Source organism: Cohnella hashimotonis, from assembly GCF_030014955.1.
In the GTDB taxonomy this organism is placed as follows: Bacteria; Bacillota; Bacilli; order Paenibacillales; family Paenibacillaceae; genus Cohnella; species Cohnella hashimotonis.
This window is the reverse complement of the sequence record NZ_JAGRPV010000001.1, coordinates 1,912,927-1,930,534: the sequence shown is the minus strand read 5'-3', so window position 1 is coordinate 1,930,534 and position 17,608 is coordinate 1,912,927. Positions and strand designations below refer to the sequence as shown.

16 protein-coding genes and 1 pseudogene are annotated in these 17,608 nt (G+C 58.9%); 4 read left to right on the top strand and 13 right to left on the bottom strand.

What is annotated here, in order from left to right; genetic code table 11:
* Nucleotides 1-93 precede the first annotated feature (93 nt).
* Nucleotides 94-229: pseudogene (locus KB449_RS07500) on the bottom strand (manganese catalase family protein); the annotation flags it as partial.
* Nucleotides 230-418: 189 nt separating this feature from the next.
* Between KB449_RS07500 and KB449_RS07495 the strand changes: the two are divergent.
* The gene (locus tag KB449_RS07495; RefSeq protein WP_282907784.1) at nucleotides 419-1,465 is read left to right on the top strand and encodes a collagen-like protein; all 1,047 of its coding nucleotides are present in this window, start codon (nucleotides 419-421) and stop codon (nucleotides 1,463-1,465) included.
* 261 nt (nucleotides 1,466-1,726) lie between these two features.
* Here KB449_RS07495 and KB449_RS07490 read toward each other — a convergent pair whose 3' ends face one another.
* From KB449_RS07490 to moaA, 9 genes are all read right to left on the bottom strand, one after another.
* Nucleotides 1,727-2,296, bottom strand: coding sequence for a manganese catalase family protein (locus KB449_RS07490; RefSeq protein ID WP_282907783.1), 570 nt, complete (start codon nucleotides 2,294-2,296; stop codon nucleotides 1,727-1,729).
* A 15-nt stretch (nucleotides 2,297-2,311) separates the two neighbouring features.
* Nucleotides 2,312-2,539 carry a spore coat protein CotJB gene (locus KB449_RS07485; protein WP_282912756.1) on the bottom strand — a complete coding sequence of 76 codons (228 nt, stop codon included), beginning with the start codon at nucleotides 2,537-2,539 and terminating at the stop codon, nucleotides 2,312-2,314.
* 98 nt (nucleotides 2,540-2,637) lie between these two features.
* Complete coding sequence (locus KB449_RS07480; protein WP_282907782.1) at nucleotides 2,638-2,859, bottom strand: spore coat associated protein CotJA; 222 nt, start codon at nucleotides 2,857-2,859, stop codon at nucleotides 2,638-2,640.
* 165 nt (nucleotides 2,860-3,024) lie between these two features.
* Nucleotides 3,025-4,062, bottom strand: coding sequence for a sporulation integral membrane protein YtvI (ytvI, locus tag KB449_RS07475; RefSeq protein WP_282907781.1), 1,038 nt, complete (start codon nucleotides 4,060-4,062; stop codon nucleotides 3,025-3,027).
* 55 nt (nucleotides 4,063-4,117) lie between these two features.
* On the bottom strand, nucleotides 4,118-5,470 hold the full coding sequence (locus KB449_RS07470; protein WP_282907780.1) for a hemolysin family protein: 1,353 nt from the start codon (nucleotides 5,468-5,470) through the stop codon (nucleotides 4,118-4,120).
* Nucleotides 5,471-5,545: 75 nt separating this feature from the next.
* Complete coding sequence (gene yfkAB, locus KB449_RS07465; protein ID WP_282907779.1) at nucleotides 5,546-6,700, bottom strand: radical SAM/CxCxxxxC motif protein YfkAB; 1,155 nt, start codon at nucleotides 6,698-6,700, stop codon at nucleotides 5,546-5,548.
* Nucleotides 6,701-6,810: 110 nt separating this feature from the next.
* Nucleotides 6,811-7,911, bottom strand: a complete 1,101-nt coding sequence (locus KB449_RS07460; protein WP_282907778.1) for an HD-GYP domain-containing protein — start codon at nucleotides 7,909-7,911, stop codon at nucleotides 6,811-6,813.
* A 244-nt stretch (nucleotides 7,912-8,155) separates the two neighbouring features.
* Nucleotides 8,156-9,598, bottom strand: a complete 1,443-nt coding sequence (locus tag KB449_RS07455) for a bifunctional metallophosphatase/5'-nucleotidase (protein WP_282907777.1) — start codon at nucleotides 9,596-9,598, stop codon at nucleotides 8,156-8,158.
* A 14-nt stretch (nucleotides 9,599-9,612) separates the two neighbouring features.
* A complete protein-coding gene (gene moaA, locus KB449_RS07450; protein ID WP_282907776.1) occupies nucleotides 9,613-10,617 on the bottom strand; it encodes a GTP 3',8-cyclase MoaA in 1,005 nt (334 codons plus the stop codon).
* A gap of 140 nt (nucleotides 10,618-10,757) precedes the next feature.
* Between moaA and KB449_RS07445 the strand changes: the two genes are divergently transcribed.
* The 3 genes from KB449_RS07445 (at nucleotide 10,758) to KB449_RS07435 (ending at nucleotide 13,751) form a co-directional block, all read left to right on the top strand.
* Nucleotides 10,758-11,510, top strand: coding sequence for a molybdenum cofactor biosynthesis protein (locus KB449_RS07445; RefSeq protein ID WP_282907775.1), 753 nt, complete (start codon nucleotides 10,758-10,760; stop codon nucleotides 11,508-11,510).
* Nucleotides 11,507-12,589, top strand: a complete 1,083-nt coding sequence (locus KB449_RS07440) for a ThiF family adenylyltransferase (RefSeq protein ID WP_282907774.1) — start codon at nucleotides 11,507-11,509, stop codon at nucleotides 12,587-12,589. The genes KB449_RS07445 and KB449_RS07440 overlap by 4 nt, the downstream gene beginning before the upstream one ends.
* 115 nt (nucleotides 12,590-12,704) lie before the next feature.
* Nucleotides 12,705-13,751 carry an HD-GYP domain-containing protein gene (locus KB449_RS07435; protein ID WP_282907773.1) on the top strand — a complete coding sequence of 349 codons (1,047 nt, stop codon included), beginning with the start codon at nucleotides 12,705-12,707 and terminating at the stop codon, nucleotides 13,749-13,751.
* A 59-nt stretch (nucleotides 13,752-13,810) separates the two neighbouring features.
* On the opposite strand, the gene KB449_RS07430 is transcribed toward KB449_RS07435, so the two are convergent.
* The 3 genes from KB449_RS07430 to sufB all read right to left on the bottom strand — a co-directional run bounded on the left by KB449_RS07430 (nucleotide 13,811) and on the right by sufB (nucleotide 17,565).
* The gene (locus tag KB449_RS07430) at nucleotides 13,811-14,782 is read right to left on the bottom strand and encodes a C40 family peptidase (protein ID WP_282907772.1); all 972 of its coding nucleotides are present in this window, start codon (nucleotides 14,780-14,782) and stop codon (nucleotides 13,811-13,813) included.
* Between the two features lie 131 nt (nucleotides 14,783-14,913).
* Nucleotides 14,914-15,639 (bottom strand): glycoside hydrolase family 73 protein, encoded by a 726-nt coding sequence (locus KB449_RS07425; RefSeq protein ID WP_282907771.1) that lies wholly within the window; start codon nucleotides 15,637-15,639, stop codon nucleotides 14,914-14,916.
* A 528-nt stretch (nucleotides 15,640-16,167) separates the two neighbouring features.
* A complete protein-coding gene (gene sufB / locus KB449_RS07420; RefSeq protein WP_277537923.1) occupies nucleotides 16,168-17,565 on the bottom strand; it encodes a Fe-S cluster assembly protein SufB in 1,398 nt (465 codons plus the stop codon).
* Between the last annotated feature and the right edge of the window lie 43 nt (nucleotides 17,566-17,608).

The window sequence follows — 17,608 nt, the reverse complement described above, 5'->3', positions numbered from 1 at the left end:
GAACCTACTATACCATCTCCCGATGACAAATAAATGACAAAAGCATCAGGACCTTTGAACTAAAGGCTGTCCGCAAAGCGCACGAACAATCCCCCAAAACAACGCACTATCTTGATTGGCAATGCGGTCCCAGTCCCGCCGCCTCCAGCTGCTCGACGGACGCGCCCTTGGTGAGCTTATAAATCATGGTCGCGATCATCTCGAGATGGGCAAACTCCTTGGCTCCTATAACGTATCAGTATTAGACATTGCTCGGTATAAGGCCAAGCCCATTGTCGGGGCCGATAAAAAAACAGGAAGGCTGGAATAAACCCATTTTGCTAAAAATAGTTCTTTGTCTAGCGGATAGCAGGCTATTCGTCCATGCCTAAAAAATAAACGCACGTACACTGAACAATCTTAATGGGGAGGTGTCGTGATGAGTTGTCCCGATGTAAAAAAACGGTGCAAAAAGAAAACCGTAACGGTGTGTCCTCCGAAAAAGAAAAAAAAGAAACATCACGTTCGAGTAGCCAAAAAGATCGTTTGTAAAAGGTGTCCTCCGCCTGAAGGACGCGTATTGCTTCAAGGACTTGCGGAAGCCATCACGGAAATTGGACCTCAAGGACTTGCTGGAGCGCTAGGGCCGCAGGGAGCAGCAGGAATAGTTGGAGCGATCGGCGCTCTTGGACCTCAAGGAATTGCTGGAGCGCTGGGACCACAAGGTATTGCAGGGCTTGTAGGCGCGATTGGCGAGCTCGGACCCCAAGGACTCGCAGGGGCATTGGGGCCGCAAGGAGCAGCAGGAATTATTGGGGCGATTGGCGCTCTCGGGCCGCAAGGAATCGCAGGAGCGCTCGGACCACAGGGCATCGCAGGACTCGCGGGAGCCATCGGCGCAGCTGGATTGACAGGACCGGCGGGACCGGCAGGAGCTGTTGGACCGGCGGGACCGGCAGGAGCTGTTGGACCGGCGGGACCGGCGGGACCGGCAGGGCCTGCAGGAGCAGTAGGACCGGCAGGGCCTGCAGGAGCAGTAGGACCGGCAGGACCGGCGGGATCGGTTTTAGGATTTGCAGATTTTTTTGCCTTAATGCCGCCTGATAATGCAGCAACAGTCGCTCCTAATACGGATGTAAGTTTTCCGCAAGATGGTCCCGTCAGCGGGACTCAGATTACCCGCATTAATGCCAGCTCATTTAACTTGGCTGCGATTGGCACTTATCAGGTATTGTTTCAGGTGAATGTTAACGAAGCCGGTCAACTGCTATTAACATTAAACGGTGCAGATCTGGCCTATACGGTAGTCGGACGTGCGACAGGAACTTCTCAAATCGTAGGAATGGCACTTGTACAAACCACCGTCATTAATTCTGTTCTCACGGTTCGAAATCCGGCAGGCAACTCCACGGCACTCACTATTACTCCGTTAGCTGGAGGAACGAGGCCCGATTCCGCACACCTTGTTATTATGCAGATCGCATAAATGGAAAAATGCATCAATTAAACAGCGGTAGTCTCGGACTTTTACTTCAGTCCATGACTCCGCTTTTTTTTTGCACTCGCTCCTCATGAAAATGTTCGGCGCCCGGTAGATTAATCTTGGTAGATGAAGTTTCCCTCTGTCGTTTCAGGGTCGACTCCATTCTATCTAGGCCAGCGTCCCGATAAAGTTTACTTACATGACCAAAGACGCAGGTCCGATAACCAATCACAATGGCCACCGATCCTGCGCCGGACCTTGAATTCAATAAATCTTCTTCTGCTCCCGGTCCGCCTTGATGATCTCGACCGCCTCGCGGAACCGCAGCGAGTGAATGATCTCCCGCTCGCGAAGGAACTTCAGGCTGTCCTGGATATCGACGTCATCCGTCATATCGATGAGCCATTGATAGGTCGCCCTCGCTTTTTCCTCTGCGGCGATATCCTCATACAAGTCGGCGATCGGATCGCCCTTCGCCTGTATGTAGGTCGCCGTCCACGGTACGCCGCCGGCGTTTTCGTAGAATAGGGCGCTGTCGTGGTTGGCAAAATGCGGTCCCAGCCCCGCCGCCTCCAACTGCTCGACGGACGCGTCCTTGGTGAGCTTATAAATCATGGTCGCGATCATCTCGAGATGGGCAAACTCCTCCGTGCCGATGTCCGTCAGCAGGCCGATAACCTTGTCTGGAATCGTATAGCGCTGATTGAGGTACCGAAGCGCGGCCGAGAGCTCTCCGTCGGCACCGCCGTATTGCTCGGACAAATAACGCGCCATACGGATATCGCATTTCCCGACCTTGACGGGATACTGCAGCTTTTTCTCATAAACCCACATATCGCGCCCCCTCTTCTACACTTGCCACGGCCACGGCGTATCGATCCACTGCCAGGGATAGCGGCTGAAGCTGTTCCCGAACCCCATCTGCGGCCCGTACTTTTGCTCGAACGAGGCCATCAATTGCTTGCGCAACTGCGCAAGCTGATTGAACTGCTGAAGCGCCTGCAGGTCGGCCGGATGCGTGTCGAGGAACAAATTAAGCTCCACCAGCGCGAAGTCGACCTTCTGGATCTCCAGCAGGTCCCGCTTGTAAGCCTCTCCCCCTCGCTGCGGCGCATGCTGCGCATAAGTATTTTCAATGTTCCGGTTCACGGCTTCTTCTCTGTCGGCCACGCCCATCAGCCTCCTTTGCGGTTGCAGCGCGACGTATACGGACTATACAACGCGGGCCACAGCGTACCTCTGAACAGAGCTTCGTCGAGGGGAAATTGGGGCAAATTCGAGGGTTGAAAATAAATGTACTGATTGGGCGGCACGATATACCTCTTTACCGGCACGGGGGGACACGGATCGTCGGGGCTGACATAAGGGTGCCATTCCCTCCACTGGTTGTCGTACACGCGGATTCCTCCTTAGGCTAGACCGTACGGCGTACTGCTCTAGCCTATGCGCCCATGGGCCCGGTTTGAACGACAAGATCGGATAAATTTAGATTGGCTTGTCTGCAAAAAAAGCCCCCGCCTTATTAAAGGCGGAGACTCAGCGCGGTTAAAAACGAAGGTCTGTTATAGTTTGATCTTGAGATTAATCAATCCCACCTTGCGGGCGGCCATGTACACGATAACGACGACCGGACCGAGGAAGACGCCGACCAATCCGACCAATTCGAAGCCGACATACAAGCTGATGAGCGCAGGGAGCGCGCCGATGCCGACCGCATCCCCGAGCACCTTCGGTTCTACGATCCTGCGTACGACGGTAATGACGAGGAACAGCAGAATGAGTCCGATGCCGGCGTAAGTGTCTCCCGTCAGCAACATATAGGCTGCCCATGGCACGAGTACGGACCCCGTGCCGAGGATCGGCAATATATCGACGACGACGATCAGCAGCGCGATGGCGAGCGGGTAGCCCGTACCGATGATAAGCAGACCGACAAAGGAGAGAACATACGTCATGAGGCTCAGCACGAACTGTGCCCGCAGGAAGCCGAATATCGACCTGCGCAAATTTTCCATGACTTGAGAGACCTGGCTTCTGGATTCCTCGGCGAAGACGGACAGGAACGAGGCCATCATCGTCGGCAGGCTCAGGCTGAACAGGTACACGGCGACAAAAAACACGATCATGACGACAAAAAAGCTCGGGATGCCCGCCGCAAACCCGACAAGCGGCTTGGAGATCGACGTAGCAAGTCCCGACAACCAATCTGTCAGATTGTTCGTCAAGCTCTCCAGCTTGATCGGCAGCTCATTGTCGTTGCCCACGCCGTTGTACGAGTTGCTCGCTTTTTCAAGCGCGTCCTGGATGTAGTCATTGGCGCTCTTGAGATAGGACGGCAGATTGCTCCAGAACGAGGTCAGCTCCTCGAAAATCTTGATGCCGATCAGTCCCATAAGTCCGAGCAATCCGAGCGTAAACAAAGTGCTCGTCACCGTAGACGCCGTCAGCCGGTTCATTTTAAACTTGGTCATGAAAATCTTGGTCAGCGGTTCAAGGAAGATCACGACGATCAAAGCCAGCAGGAACGGTGCGCCTACCGTAAACAGCAAATAAAGAAATCCAAGCCCCAAAACCATCAGCAATACTGTGCGCAGCGGCATGCATTCACACCTTTCGAGGATCGTTCGCCCTGTCGGCGAATCCGGAATACGTCAACTACAGACCGGAAGGCGAGTCCGTACGGTCGTCCGCATCCGATTGTTTATACCGATAGATATGTACGCGCTGGACTCTTAGACGTTCCACTTCGGCGATCTCGAAAACATAGCCTTGCTCGACGATCTTGTGGCCCTCCTCGACGTTGCCGTCAAGGCTCTTGAACAGCCAGCCGCCGATCGAATCGACCTCTTCTTCCTCGATCTCGACGCCGAGCAGGTCGTCGACCTCCTCGATCAGCATGCGTCCGTCCACCGAATAGACGTCGCCCTGCATTTCGACGGCCGGCGGCTCGTCGTCGAATTCGTCCCGCATCTCCCCGACGATCTCCTCGAGAATCATCTCGGCCGTCAGCATGCCGGCCGTGCCGCCGTATTCGTCGATGACGATCGCGAGCTGCGACTTGTGGCGCTGCATAAGCTTGAGCACGCGGCTGATCTCCATCGACTCAGGCACGCTTAATATCGGACGCAAGTAGGCGCGCAGATCCTGCTCTTCGTCCGGATCGGCCGTGAGCACGTCCGTGATGTGGACGAATCCGATAATCTGATCCTTGTCCTCGACGCCGACCGGATACCGGGTATGCTTGACGCGGTAAGCGAGCTTCATGTTCTCGTCGAACGGCAGGTTGGTGAACATGCAGTCCATGTCCGTACGAGGAAGCATGACTTCGCGGGCCACCCGTTCGGAAAACTCGAACACGTTGTCGAACAGCGTCATCTCTTCCTTGTCGATGATGCCGCTCTTGGCGCTCTCATTCATGAGGATGCGGATCTCTTCTTCGGTATGCGCCGCATCGTGTTCGCTGGCAGGCTTGACGCCGATCAAACGCAGCAGCAGGTTCGCCGCGTTGTTGAGCAGCCAGATGACCGGCAGGAACAGCCGGTAGAAGAGCAGCAGCGGAAGCGACAGCCACAGCGATACGCCCTCCGACTTTTGGATCGCGAGCGACTTGGGCGCGAGCTCTCCCAGCACGATATGAAGGAACGTGATCGCGCTGAACGCGATGATATACGAGATCGTATGGATCGTCGTCTCGTTGGTCACGCCGTATTGGTGAAGCAGCGGGATGACGATCAGATCGGCGATGGCCGGCTCGCCCGTCCAGCCGAGCCCGAGCGAGGCGAGCGTGATGCCTAGCTGCGTGGCCGACAGATAGACGTCCAGCTTGCGGTTGACCTTAAGCGCGTACTTGGCCCTGACATTCCCCTCGTTCGTCAGCTGCGTGAGCCGGGATTGGCGCACTTTGACGAGCGCGAATTCGGCCGCTACGAAAAATCCGTTCAGCAGCACGAGAAAAAGAACGAGTACGGCGTGCCAGGCGATCGAACCCCATAACAATTCCGTGTTCAAGCAGCTTCAGCTTCCTTTCGTACGGCGCGGTAATTGCGGGTACATCGCGCTCGGCGCTTGCATGCGCGCGATCGTCTAGACGATCGCGCGTCGGCGGGTAAAGTCGACATCCTTGTAATACATGTCGGTTACCAGAAGATTCGGACCGCAGCAGCCCGCAGCCGGACAATGGCAATTGAGGCCCCGCTGCATCGGGTGCGCCTGCCAGCGGTCGAACACGTCGTCGAGGCGCTCTGTCTTGACGTTGCCGAACGGCGGGACGGCCGCGAAATCGGTCACGTACACGTCCCCGCTGAACAGGTTGACGTTGACGCGGTTGCGGCCGTCCGGATCGTTGCGCACGGTGACATTCGGCTCGTCGGCCAGCCTGCTTAGCAGGCGGCGCTCCAGCGGATCGTCCCCGCAAGCGTAAAACGGCAGCGTGCCGAACAGCATCCACATGTCGCGCCGCCTGACGTCAAGCAGTTCCTCGACGGCTTCGAGCATCTGCCGCTTCGTGATCGCGGGCAGTCCCGAGGCAAAGGAGCTCGGATACATCGGATGCACCTCATGCCTGCTGCAGCCCATCTCGCCGACGAGACGGTGGATCTCCTTCATTTTCCCGTGCGTCCGGTAGTTGATCATCGACTCCGCCGAGACGAACAGACCGCCGTCGGCCAGCCGTCTGGCGTTTTCCATCATGCGCTCGTACATGCGCCCGGCGGCCCCGAGGCCGACCTCCCGTCCGGTGCGCGCGAAGCCGATGCGGTGGAAATCCTCGGCCTCCGTGTAATTGAAGGAAATATGCATGACGTCCAAATGAGGCGCGATCAGCTCGTAACGGCCGTAATCAAGCGTCACGTTGGAATTGAGCTGCGTGCGGATGCCGCGCGACCTTGCGTACTTAAGCAGCGGGATCAGCACGCCCGTGACAGTGTTCATGCTAAAAGTCGGCTCTCCGCCGGTAAGGCTGATCGTCTCCAGATGCTCGACCTCGTCCAGCCTGCGGAGCATCAGGTCGATCGGCAGCGCCTCGGCTTCGGTCATCGTCAGGCTGTCGCCGACGGCGCAATGCTCGCATCGCATATTGCATAAATGAGTAACGGTAAATTCAACGCTCGTGAGCGCATGCTTGCCGTACGCCTGCAGCGAACGGATCGGATCCCACGGATCGTACGCAGGCGACAGCGGCGTGAGATCGGCCGGCGGCGCGAAAAGGGCGCCCGTCCCGGCTTGGGCGGAGCCAATCATCGGTCATACTCCCTGTCTTGTCGAATGTAATGCTATTGTACCGGGTAAGCGCCGGATAACGCAAACGAAAGCCCTTGGAGACATGCCGCTCCAAGGGCTCGAATGCGTGCCTATGCTTCGCTTAAGGCGGGACCGTTGGTCACGACGCGGGAGATCATGACCGACAGGTGCTTGGACAAATCCATATCGAACGGGGACTTCAGCTCCTCGCCGCCTTCGTTGGTAAGGATTCGCACGATCGGCCGATGCAGCGTCAGCGTGTTCACGTCCACGATGACGCCGGTCTGGCCGCTCGACAGCTCTACGGTCATGCCGACCGGATAGATGGCGACCTTGTCTCGAAACAGGCGGAGCATCTCCGTGTCGTACAGCGAGTCGCTGCCCGCGTACAAGAGCTCGACCGCCTGGTGCGGCAGCATGGCGTTGCGGTAGATCCGGTGGCTCGTCATCGCATCGTACGAGTCGACGATGCCGATCCACTTGGCGTAATCGTGGATCTCGTGGCCTCGAATGCCGCGCGGATAGCCCGAGCCGTCCAGCCGTTCGTGGTGCTGGAAGGCGCAATGAGCGACGATGAGCGGCAGGTTGGGCTCGTCCTTGAGCAGCTGGAAGCCGCGTTCGGTATGGCGCTTCATCTCCTCGAACTCCTGCTTGGACAACGCCCCCGGCTTCAGCAGCACGTCGAGCGGTATCCGGGACTTGCCGACGTCGTGCAGCAGGGAACCGAGGCCAAGCGTCATCAGCTCGTCCCTGCTGTAGCCGCGGGCGATGCCGAGCAGCGACGTATACACGCAGACGTTGAGCGAATGGATATACAAATAGTGATCCACGCTCTGCAGGTTCAGCAGCATGATCATGGCGTCCCGATTGCTGTACAGATCGTCGAGGATCGTCGACATCGTCTCGCGCACGGCTTTGCCGACGTAGGGATAGATCCCGCGCCGGGAGCTGTCGGCCATCTCGCGGAACACGTTCTTAACGGTCTTCAGCGCCCGCCGCTGCGTCTCCTCGCTGATCAGCTCGGGAATCTCGATGCCTTCGGTCTTCGGGTCCGAAATATAGATGTAATGAATGCCCATACTGCTCAGGCGATTCAACAGTCCCTGGGTCAACTCGACTCCTTCAGCCAGCAGCACGATGCCATCTTCGGAGAAAATCTTTTTACCAAGCCTCATTCCGGGGAGGCAAGCTGTCACTGGCATCAAGCGCATATTCCTTTAACTCCCCCCTTGTTGGTACTCTTCCGCAGACAAAGGCTCTGGCTATATCATCGGAATCCTCTTATGATAATGTAAGAGATTTGACGCCCATTGACAAGATATTCCTTCCTAAAAGTCGACACTATTCGCCAAAACTCCTTAAGAACCCACAAAAATACGTCCGCTAGTTCGCTATTGACGGCGAACCGGCGGACGCTTGATTAATGAGGCGAATTCGCGAATAGCGCGATGCGGATTATAATGCCGCGGAGGCAGCGCTCTCCGACCAGCGGCGCCGGACACAATCGGCTACCGCCCGCTCGTCGCTCAGCGCCTCGGCCAGCAAGTCGCGAATGAACTCGGGCAGGCAATAGCGCAACACGCGTCCCTGCTTCAAGCCGACATAACCGATGCCGAACGTAAACATGTCGAGCGTGCCGACTGTATAGACCCGCTTATCGTCCAGCGGTTCCCCGTTCACCAGAACGCTGCAGACCCGTTCGTACGGCGGCGCGGCGGGATCGAAGACCACCTCGGCGCCGTCCGTGCACAAGCGGCCAAGCACCTTGCCCCGGAAGCCGAAGCCGTGAAACTCCAAACCGATGAACTCCGGCAGCAGGCTCTCCTCGAACGCCTGCTTCAGCAGCTCGCCGGTCAGCTCGATCAGGCACGGGTTGATCGGCGACGGACATACGGCATGGATTCGCTCGCGGGTCACCGGCCCCGCCGAAAGTCCGTCCAAAATCTGCCCTGCGTTTGTAAGTCCGATCTCGGCGCCGGTCTTGCGGCGCAGCGCCCCCGCGAGCAGCGTCCCGAGCGGGCTCTCCGCATCTGCATCTCCGGCGAGCGGAACGACCAACCGCGCGATCGGCTCAGCCATCGCCAGCTTGGCCTCCTTGAGCGCTGCGGCGACGATCTCCGCCGTCTCTGGATCCCCTTCCCGGCCCTCTGTCGGGATCGTTCGACCCTCGATGGCGAGCCCCCGTCCCTCGGCGCCGCGCTCGATCTCGACTGTGCCTACATAGCGGCCGAACTTGCCGGCCGCGCAGACGACCGTGCCCCCGATCCGCAGCGGAACCTCCAGCAAGTGATGCGTATGGGCGCCGAGGATCACGTCGATGCCGGGCACCGCAGCCGCCATCCGTTCGTCCTGGCGCAGTCCGAGATGCGAGATCGCCACGACGACGTCGCAGTCGGCCCGAAGCTCGGCGACGCAAGCGGCCGCCTCCTCCAGCGGATCGGACACTTCCCAGCCGAGCAGCTCGTAAAAATCGCTGAACTGTACGGTTAGCCCGAACAGGCCGACCGTCAGTCCGGCTTTTTGAAGGGTCAGCGTCCGGCGCATCCATGCCGGTGGACGTCCCGTCGCGGAGAGCTTCAGATTCGCGCAGACGACGGGGTAGGCGGCATCCTCGTAAAGCCGCGACAATTGGGCCGGCGTATAGGTCAGGCCTTCGTTGTTCCCGAACGTCACCGCGTCATAGCCAAGCCGCGTCAGGAGCTCTCTGTTCACGACGGCGTCGGTGCCCTCCGTTTCGATCCGTACGCGGTCCAGATGGTCGCCGCAGTCGATGAGCAGGAGCCGCTCCGCCGGTACAGATCTGCGGACTTCCTTTATATAATCGGCCGCCCTGGCGGCCTCCTCGAAATGACTGTGGATATCGTTGGTATGAAGCAGAATCAGCTTGCCGCTTTGCACCGAATTGTCGCCCCCTACCCGCCGATTTGAGACATTCTGCGCCCCGTCGGCACGTGCGACTGGGCATCTCCCGCCAGCAACGCCGCCATCTCGTGGTTCTCCGGCTTGATGCGCATCGCCTTCATGAACAGCTCGCGCATCGCCTGCGGAGAACCGAGCGCCGGCCGGACGCTCAGCTCGTCCACCCAGTAAAGGCAGGGCTTGAGGTCGCCTTCCGCGGTCAAGCGGAGACGGTTGCAATTGGCGCAGAAATGATTGCTGACCGGATGGATCAGACCGAAGGAGCCAGCCCCGCCCAAGATCCGGAAGTTCTCGGACGGACCGTTGCCTGCAGGTCCTTCAGGCAGCGGCTCGTAAGCCAGTCCGAGACGATCGGCTTCTTCGGAGACGCGCGTCAGCGGCAGATAGTGATCGCGCCAGCCGGCGTCGTCGTGCCCGATCGGCATATATTCAATAAACCGGATATGAAGCGGCTTCTCGGCGCTCAGGCGGAGAAAGGGCCCGATCTCGTCCTCGTTTACGCCTTTGAGCAGCACGCAGTTTAGCTTGATGGGTCCGAGCCCGGCCTCTGCCGCGGCCTCGATGCCTTCCAGCACTTTGTCCAGCCTGCCCCTGCGCGCGATAAAGCGAAAGCGCGCGCTGTCCAGCGTATCCAGGCTGATATTGACGCGATCGAGTCCGGCGCGCTTAAGCGCGGCAGCCTGCGGGCCGAGCAGCAGCCCGTTCGTCGTAAGGGAGATCTCCTCGATGCCGCGAATCGACTTCAGGGTCGCGATCAACCCGGCGATGCCCGGGCGGACGAGCGGTTCGCCGCCGGTGATCCGAAGCTTGGATATGCCGAATCCCGCGGCGGTCTCCACCACCTCGGCGATCTGTTCGTAGGTCAGAAGGCGGTCCCGGTCCATGAATTCCATGCCCTCCTCGGGCATGCAGTACAGGCAGCGCAGGTTGCAGCGGTCCGTGACGGAGATGCGCAGGTACGTATGCTTGCGGTCGTATCGATCCTTCAATTCCGTCATGGCGAAGCCCTCCTTCAGGAAGCTCGAATCGCTCCCTGTAATACTAGCTGACATGGGTATAGCATAACATTTTCAGAAGCATTATGATATGCTTGGACAAGGCATCCCCTGGTGAATCGTATGGAAGGCAGGGCAAATTTATGACGACATACAGATGGAAAATATATTTATTCGCCGGACTGGCGGAGCGACTCGGTTCGCGCCTGCTCGAGACGTCATTTGCGGAAGAGAGACTTACGGCCGGCGAGCTGAAGCGCCGCCTTGCGGCCGCCCACCCGGAGCAGGCCGATCTGATCGCGGTGTCGTTCGTCGCGCGCAACCAGGCGTTTTCCCAGGACGAAGCGGAGCTCGGCCACGATGACGAGCTTGCGCTGCTGCCGCCCGTTTCCGGCGGCTGCGGACCGGTCGAAGGCGACCGGTCCGCGGCGACATCCGCAGCGCCCTATGCGATATCGGCAGCGGCGCTGTCGACGGACGATGTGTTATCGCTGGTGCACCACCCCGATCACGGCGCCGCGCTCCTGTTCGCGGGAACGACGCGGGGGCTAACGGGCGACCAGCGTACGGTCACGCTTGATTACGAAGCGTACGAGCCGATGGCGCTCGCGGCGCTGCGGCAGATCGGCGACGAGATCGGCGAGCGGTGGCCCGGCACGCTGTGCGCGATCCACCACCGCATCGGATCGGTCGGCATCGGCGAGACCAGCGTCCTCATCGCCGTCTCCTCGCCGCACCGCGCTGCCGCCTATGAAGCGAGCCGGTATGCGATCGAACGACTCAAGCAGACGGTGCCGATCTGGAAACGCGAGGTGTACGAGGACGGTTCCGAATGGAAAGGACATCAGACCGGCCCTTGGAATCCGCTGGCGCCTCCGGCAGGTGAAGGGCCGTGACCGATTCGTTCACCGAAGGCGCGGCGGACGGGAACGCACGTTATGCGGACCGCTATGCGCGTCAGACCCGCTTCGCCCCGTTCGGCGTCGAAGGGCAGGCGCGCCTGTCGGCCAAGACCGCCGCGATCGTCGGCGTCGGCGCGCTGGGCTGCGTCTCGGCCAACCATCTGAGCCGCGCCGGCATCGGCCGCCTCATCCTGATCGACCGCGACGTCGTCGAACCGACCAACCTGCAGCGACAGCTGCTCTACGACGAATCTGACGCGGCCCAAGGAACGCCGAAGGCAGTCGCTGCCGCGCGAAGGCTGTCCGCGATCAACGGCGACGTCGCGTACAAGTCATATGCGGTCGATCTGAACGCCGGCAATGTCGAGACGCTGCTGGCGGACGCCGATCTTGTCGTTGACGGCACGGACAGCTTCGGAATCCGGTACCTGCTCAACGAGTGGAGCGTGAAGCATGGCAAGCCATGGATCTACGGAGCGGCCGTCGGCGCTTCCGGCATGACGATGACGATCCGCCCCGGCACGGGCGGTCCTTGCCTGCGCTGCCTCTTTCCGCAGCCGCCGCGCGGCGGCACGCTCGATACATGCGAGACGGCAGGCGTTCTCGGACCGATCGTCGACCTTATTGCATCCGTGCAGTCGATGGAGGCGATCAAGCTGCTCGCCGGGCACGAAGAGGCGCTGCACGGCGCGCTGCTCCAGACAGACCTTTGGCATACGGGCTGGCAGCAGCTCGGGATCGCAGGCGCTCGAAGGCTTGATTGCCCCGTCTGCGGCGGCGAGCGCCGATTCGAATGGCTGGACGGCGACGCCGCCGAGCCGCTAACCGCCTCGCTCTGCGGCCGTAGGACGGTCCAGGTATCGCCTGCAGCCTCCGATGCGTCGCTCGATTTGCCGCTGCTCGCCGCCAGATGGGCGCCGCTCGGGCGTATTGAGCTGCACGACTACCTGCTTCGGCTCCGCCGGGACGACGGCATCGCCTTCGCGCTATTCCCCGACGGCCGCGCGCTCGTATCCGGCACGGACGATCCAGTGCGGGCAAGGCGCCTCTACGCCGAGTTAATCGGCGAATAGTCCTACTCCCTTTCGACAAAAATCGATTGCAAGCGCTCCTTTTACTTGGTAACATATGGTTTGAAAGCGGTTATCCGACGTTGATGCCGCAGAAGACCATACGGCGAGGTGCGCGATGCGAATTCATATTACAGATTTGCAAGCTGGCGATCAAATCTCGCAAGATATCTTTAACGCGTACGGCCTGCACGTTCTGTCCAGCGGCGCGATCTTGAACGAGTCCGATCTGTCTCGGCTTTACCAGCATCGGATCGACTACGTGGACATCGAGCAGCGGGTCTCCCCTTCGTTCGAAGCCTCGGAGACCGCCGCCGACCTGTTCCCGCCCGAGCTCCGCTACAAGTTCGAGGATGCAGTCGCTGGCTGCGAGCTGCTGTTCAAGCAGGCGCTCGTCGAAGGCAAAATTTCCGAGGAGGATGCGAAGGAGAGCTTCCAGCCGCTCGTCAGGCATTTCCAGGAAGAACGGGACGTCGTATCGCTCATGCTGAGCATGCATACGCAGGACGAATATACGTACCAGCACTCGGTCCAGGTCGGCATGCTCTCCTTCTACATGGCCAAGTGGCTGGAGTGGAGCGAAGAGGACCAGATCCGAGCGGGCATGGCCGGTTTCCTGCACGATATCGGCAAGTGTCGGATTCCGGAAGAGATCCTGAAGAAAAGCGGGCGCCTGACCGATGCGGAGTTTGAGGAAATCAAAAAGCATTCGGCCCACAGCTATCAGATTCTGAAGGACTCGTATTCGGACGAAGAGATCGCCGTCGCCGCGCTCCAGCACCACGAGAGACGCGACGGTACGGGATATCCCGAGCGGCTCCATGACCAGGCGATCATGCCGATGTCCAGAGTCATCGCGATCGCGGACATATATAGCGCCATGAGTTCGGATCGCGTCTATCAGGAGAAGCGGGATTTGCTGTGCGTGCTTAAGGAACTGTACAGGCTCAGCTTTAACGAACTGGACGCGGAGATGACTTTGACGTTCATTAACCGGATGATCCCCAATTTTATCGGCAAGCGCGCGCAGCTGTCCGACGGACGGTGGGGGACGATCATTATGACGCACCCCACGGATCCGTTCCGTCCGCTTATTCACGTCGACGATAAGTTTATCGACCTGGCCGTCGAACACGGCCTTGAGATCGATCGGATTTCCACCTGAACAACAGACAGCCCCGGCCATATTCGGCCGGGGCTTTTTCATGCTTTTGCCCGGAGTCTCTAGAGCAGCCGCTTGGCGTATAAGAACGTATCCTGCCAATAGGCTTTGTCGATATCCGTAATCTGAACCCCGTCCTCCGGCTTCGGGCTTGAGTGAAGCATTTTGCCGCCGCCCATGTAGATGCCGACGTGACCGACCGTCTTATCTGTCTTGAATCGGCCGGGCACATAATAGAACATCAAATCCCCGGGCTGCAGCTCGTTCCTTGACACCGCAGTTCCGTGTTCGGCCTGCTCCCTGGCGGTACGGGGAAGCTGAATGCCCTTTTCGGCGAACAGATACTTTACGAACGACGAGCAGTCGAACAACCCTGTTTTTTCGTAGTCGCCGGCTCCGAAGTCGTATTTGACTCCCAGGAATTTCTGCCCGTGCGAAATGATATCGGCAGCATCGCTTGAAGCGGAGGCGATCCGCAGCTTTCCGCCGCTTGCCGTGCCCGGGGCCGCGTCGGCGAAGGGCAACCCTCCATGGCCTGCGTCATGGCCAAAGGCTCTTGGAAGAAAGGAAATCGTGTCTTTATTCGTACGCATGGCCAGTTCTTTTCCGAACAAGGCGGGCAGTCCTGCTGCCGGAACGTACAAGTTGTCATTCTCCTTTACCGCCGGCGCCGGCAGCCTGCTCACCTTGCCGTCAGCCTGCACGCGGCTGTCTCCCGTACGGAATTTCCATCTCGGGTCATGATCGCCCAGACCATAGCTTCCGTCATCGAGCCACCTTCCGGTATAACCCGCTGCCTTCGCCACGTCCGCAAGCGATACATACCCCGTGCGATGAATGCTGTGAAGCCTGATGACGCTGCTCTCGGCCTTCTCGTCGGCTTTTGTCCGCTCTGTCGACTTCACCCGCACCGGCGCGTATCGCTGGCTCAGATCTGCCGTATCGCCCGGGTTGTCCGTGCATCCGGCACCTGCCAGGATTGCAGCCGCCGCTATACCTGCACAGGCCGCCCTTGCGAACACACGATTGCGCATGCTTAACCATCCCCCCGAAGCATCCTTGTGGATTTTCTGTCGTTAGGATGGTTAAACGCCGACGGATTTATGCCGTAACGCAGGAACGGTTTTACGGGCAAAGAGTGCCCGAGGGCATTCTTAAGTTTGATTCATATGATGTTTTTGCGATGCAGCACGGTCAGCAGCCGGTAAAAGTCGTAACTTCCGCCGCGCGGCGTATCGATCAGCTTGGCATCAACCGCAGCCTGCACGGCGGCGGCAGCCCATACGGGCGGCTCGGCGATTATCTGCCTGTTTTCCACCAAAGCAAGCCGGTCGGCGAGCGATCTGATTAGCGCCGTCTGCTCGCTAGCCTCTTTTTGAAGCTGCTCGAACTGTTCCCGCTCCTCCGTCGTCATCGGTATGTCCGCCTCCTCAAAATCGTCATATTTCGTCAGATCATACGTTTTGATAAGCTGAGAAAGCTTGTTGCTATAAGCCGGATCCGTCGCGTACCTGCTAAGCTGGAGCGCCTCCGCTTGTTCCGGGGCCGTCTTGGCGGCCCGGACGCGGGCATAGCGGGCATGGCCGAGCAATAAATCCTGGTCTTTGTAAAAATGATAAACGCTTTTGTAAGAACGCCACGTTCCCAACGCCTGTACGCGCTTGCCATTCACGAATTCCCATGTCGGCGTCGTATACGTTTCCCCACGCCACCACTGATTAGGCTTTCCTCCGCCTGCCTTAATGCCGCCAAGATTATAGTGCTCGTCGATCCTGCCGCCTGTCTCCAGCAGGTTCTGAGCTAATCTCACGCTCGGGAAAAGCGGCGAGCCCTCAATTCGCGCCCGCTGCGCTTGCGGGCCAAGTAGGCCAAAGAACGTCTGCCTGTCCATGTAGCACCCCCTCGGTCTATGCATGATATTCTCGCTTTGTCACGTCCATCGCGGCGCTTATGAATTCCGGGCTATGTCAACAAGCTTGAGCGCGCTTGCTGCCTTATGAAAACCAGCTCATACTTTTCAAGACTCAATGACTTGGGTGGGCGTCAATGCCCCAAAACCGTCAGGCGTTCTCCCGGTCGCCGCCTTCTTAAAACAGCCATAAAAATAGGCCAACCAGAAGTATCTGGTTGACCTATTAATACGAAACCGTCAGGGAGGATCGAGGATCTCCCTGGCAAACCTTATCGTTTTGGCGGACATTTAACCCGCGTTTCGCACGGACGTCTGTCTGTGGACGGCTCATCCGAAGCCACGAAAGCTCCGCACGCCAAAAGTGCGCTTCCCTGTCCACAATACGTCGTCTCCCGATCAAAAAGGAAAGCAAGGCGAACTTCATTGACAAAAAGAAATCCGTAGAAAATTCTACGGATTCCTGGTTTACCTATGTTGTCTCGGACTAGCCGAGACGAATCGCAGCGATTAACCGATGCTGCCTTCCATTTCGAACTTGATGAGGCGATTCATCTCGACCGCGTACTCCATCGGCAGCTCCTTGGTGAACGGCTCGATGAAGCCCATGACGATCATTTGCGTCGCCTCGGCTTCGGACAGGCCGCGGCTCATCAGGTAGAAGAGCTGGTCTTCGGATACCTTGGAGACGGTCGCTTCATGCTCGAGGGTGACGTTGTCGTTGAAGATCTCGTTGTACGGGATCGTGTCGCTCGTCGACTGATTGTCGAGGATGAGCGTATCGCACTTGATGTTCGCCTTGGCGCCTTCGGCGTTCCGGCCAAACGAAGCGAGTCCGCGGTAAGTGACCTTGCCGCCGTGTTTGGAGATCGACTTGGAGACGATCGTGGACGTCGTGTCCGGCGCCAGGTGGATCATCTTCGCGCCTGCGTCCTGGTGCTGGCCTTTGCCGGCGACGGCGATGGAGAGCACCATGCCGCGAGCGCCGCGGCCCTTCAGGATGACGGCCGGGTACTTCATCGTCAGCTTGGAGCCGATGTTGCCGTCGACCCACTCCATCGTCGCGTTCTCTTCGGCGACGGCGCGCTTGGTGACGAGATTGTAAATATTCGGCGCCCAGTTCTGGATCGTCGTGTAGCGGACGCGCGCGTCCTTCTTGACGATGATCTCGACGACGGCGCTATGCAGGGAGTTGGTGCTGTACACGGGCGCCGTGCAGCCTTCGACGTAGTGAACGAAGCTGCCTTCGTCCGCGATGATGAGCGTGCGCTCGAACTGGCCCATGTTTTCCGAGTTGATGCGGAAGTAGGCTTGCAGCGGGATCTCGCACTTGACGCCCTTCGGCACGTAGATGAAGCTGCCGCCGGACCATACGGCGCTGTTCAGCGCGGCGAACTTGTTGTCCGCTGCCGGAACGACGGTCGAGAAGTATTCCTTGAAAATCTCCGGATGCTCGCGCAGCGCCGTGTCGGTGTCGGTGAAAATGACGCCCTGGGCTTCAAGGTCTGCCTGCATGGAGTGGTAAACGACCTCGGACTCGTACTGGGCCGAGACGCCGGCCAGGAATTTCTGCTCGGCCTCGGGGATGCCCAGCTTGTCGAACGTCGCCTTGATCTCCTCCGGCACTTCTTCCCACGTCTTGCCTTGCTTTTCCGACGGCTTGACGTAGTACTGGATGTCGTTGAAGTCCAGTTCGTCCATGTCGCCGCCCCAACGCGGCATCGCCATCTTGTTGAACTGCTCCAGCGACTTGAGACGGAAGTTCAGCATCCACTCCGGTTCGCCCTTCATCTCCGAGATCGTGCGGACGATCTCCGGGGTCAGGCCTTTGCCGGATTGGAATACGGCCTTGTGCTCGTCGCGGAAACCGTACTGGTACTCTTCCATTTCGGGCATTTGCTTCGCCATGACGATTGTCCCTCCTTCATAGTGTTCGTGCTGTAATTGCGAA

What these genes read in the sequence shown, in the direction of transcription:
- KB449_RS07495 (WP_282907784.1), top strand. Translation starts at nt 419, where the DNA reads ATGAGTTGTCCCGATGTAAAAAAACGGTGCAAAAAGAAAACCGTAACG.
- KB449_RS07490 (WP_282907783.1), bottom strand. Translation starts at nt 2,296, where the DNA reads ATGTGGGTTTATGAGAAAAAGCTGCAGTATCCCGTCAAGGTCGGGAAA.
- ytvI (WP_282907781.1), bottom strand. Translation starts at nt 4,062, where the DNA reads ATGCCGCTGCGCACAGTATTGCTGATGGTTTTGGGGCTTGGATTTCTT.
- yfkAB (WP_282907779.1), bottom strand. Translation starts at nt 6,700, where the DNA reads ATGATTGGCTCCGCCCAAGCCGGGACGGGCGCCCTTTTCGCGCCGCCG.
- KB449_RS07460 (WP_282907778.1), bottom strand. Translation starts at nt 7,911, where the DNA reads ATGCGCTTGATGCCAGTGACAGCTTGCCTCCCCGGAATGAGGCTTGGT.
- moaA (WP_282907776.1), bottom strand. Translation starts at nt 10,617, where the DNA reads ATGACGGAATTGAAGGATCGATACGACCGCAAGCATACGTACCTGCGC.
- KB449_RS07445 (WP_282907775.1), top strand. Translation starts at nt 10,758, where the DNA reads ATGACGACATACAGATGGAAAATATATTTATTCGCCGGACTGGCGGAG.
- KB449_RS07435 (WP_282907773.1), top strand. Translation starts at nt 12,705, where the DNA reads ATGCGAATTCATATTACAGATTTGCAAGCTGGCGATCAAATCTCGCAA.
- KB449_RS07430 (WP_282907772.1), bottom strand. Translation starts at nt 14,782, where the DNA reads ATGCGCAATCGTGTGTTCGCAAGGGCGGCCTGTGCAGGTATAGCGGCG.
- KB449_RS07425 (WP_282907771.1), bottom strand. Translation starts at nt 15,639, where the DNA reads ATGGACAGGCAGACGTTCTTTGGCCTACTTGGCCCGCAAGCGCAGCGG.
- sufB (WP_277537923.1), bottom strand. Translation starts at nt 17,565, where the DNA reads ATGGCGAAGCAAATGCCCGAAATGGAAGAGTACCAGTACGGTTTCCGC.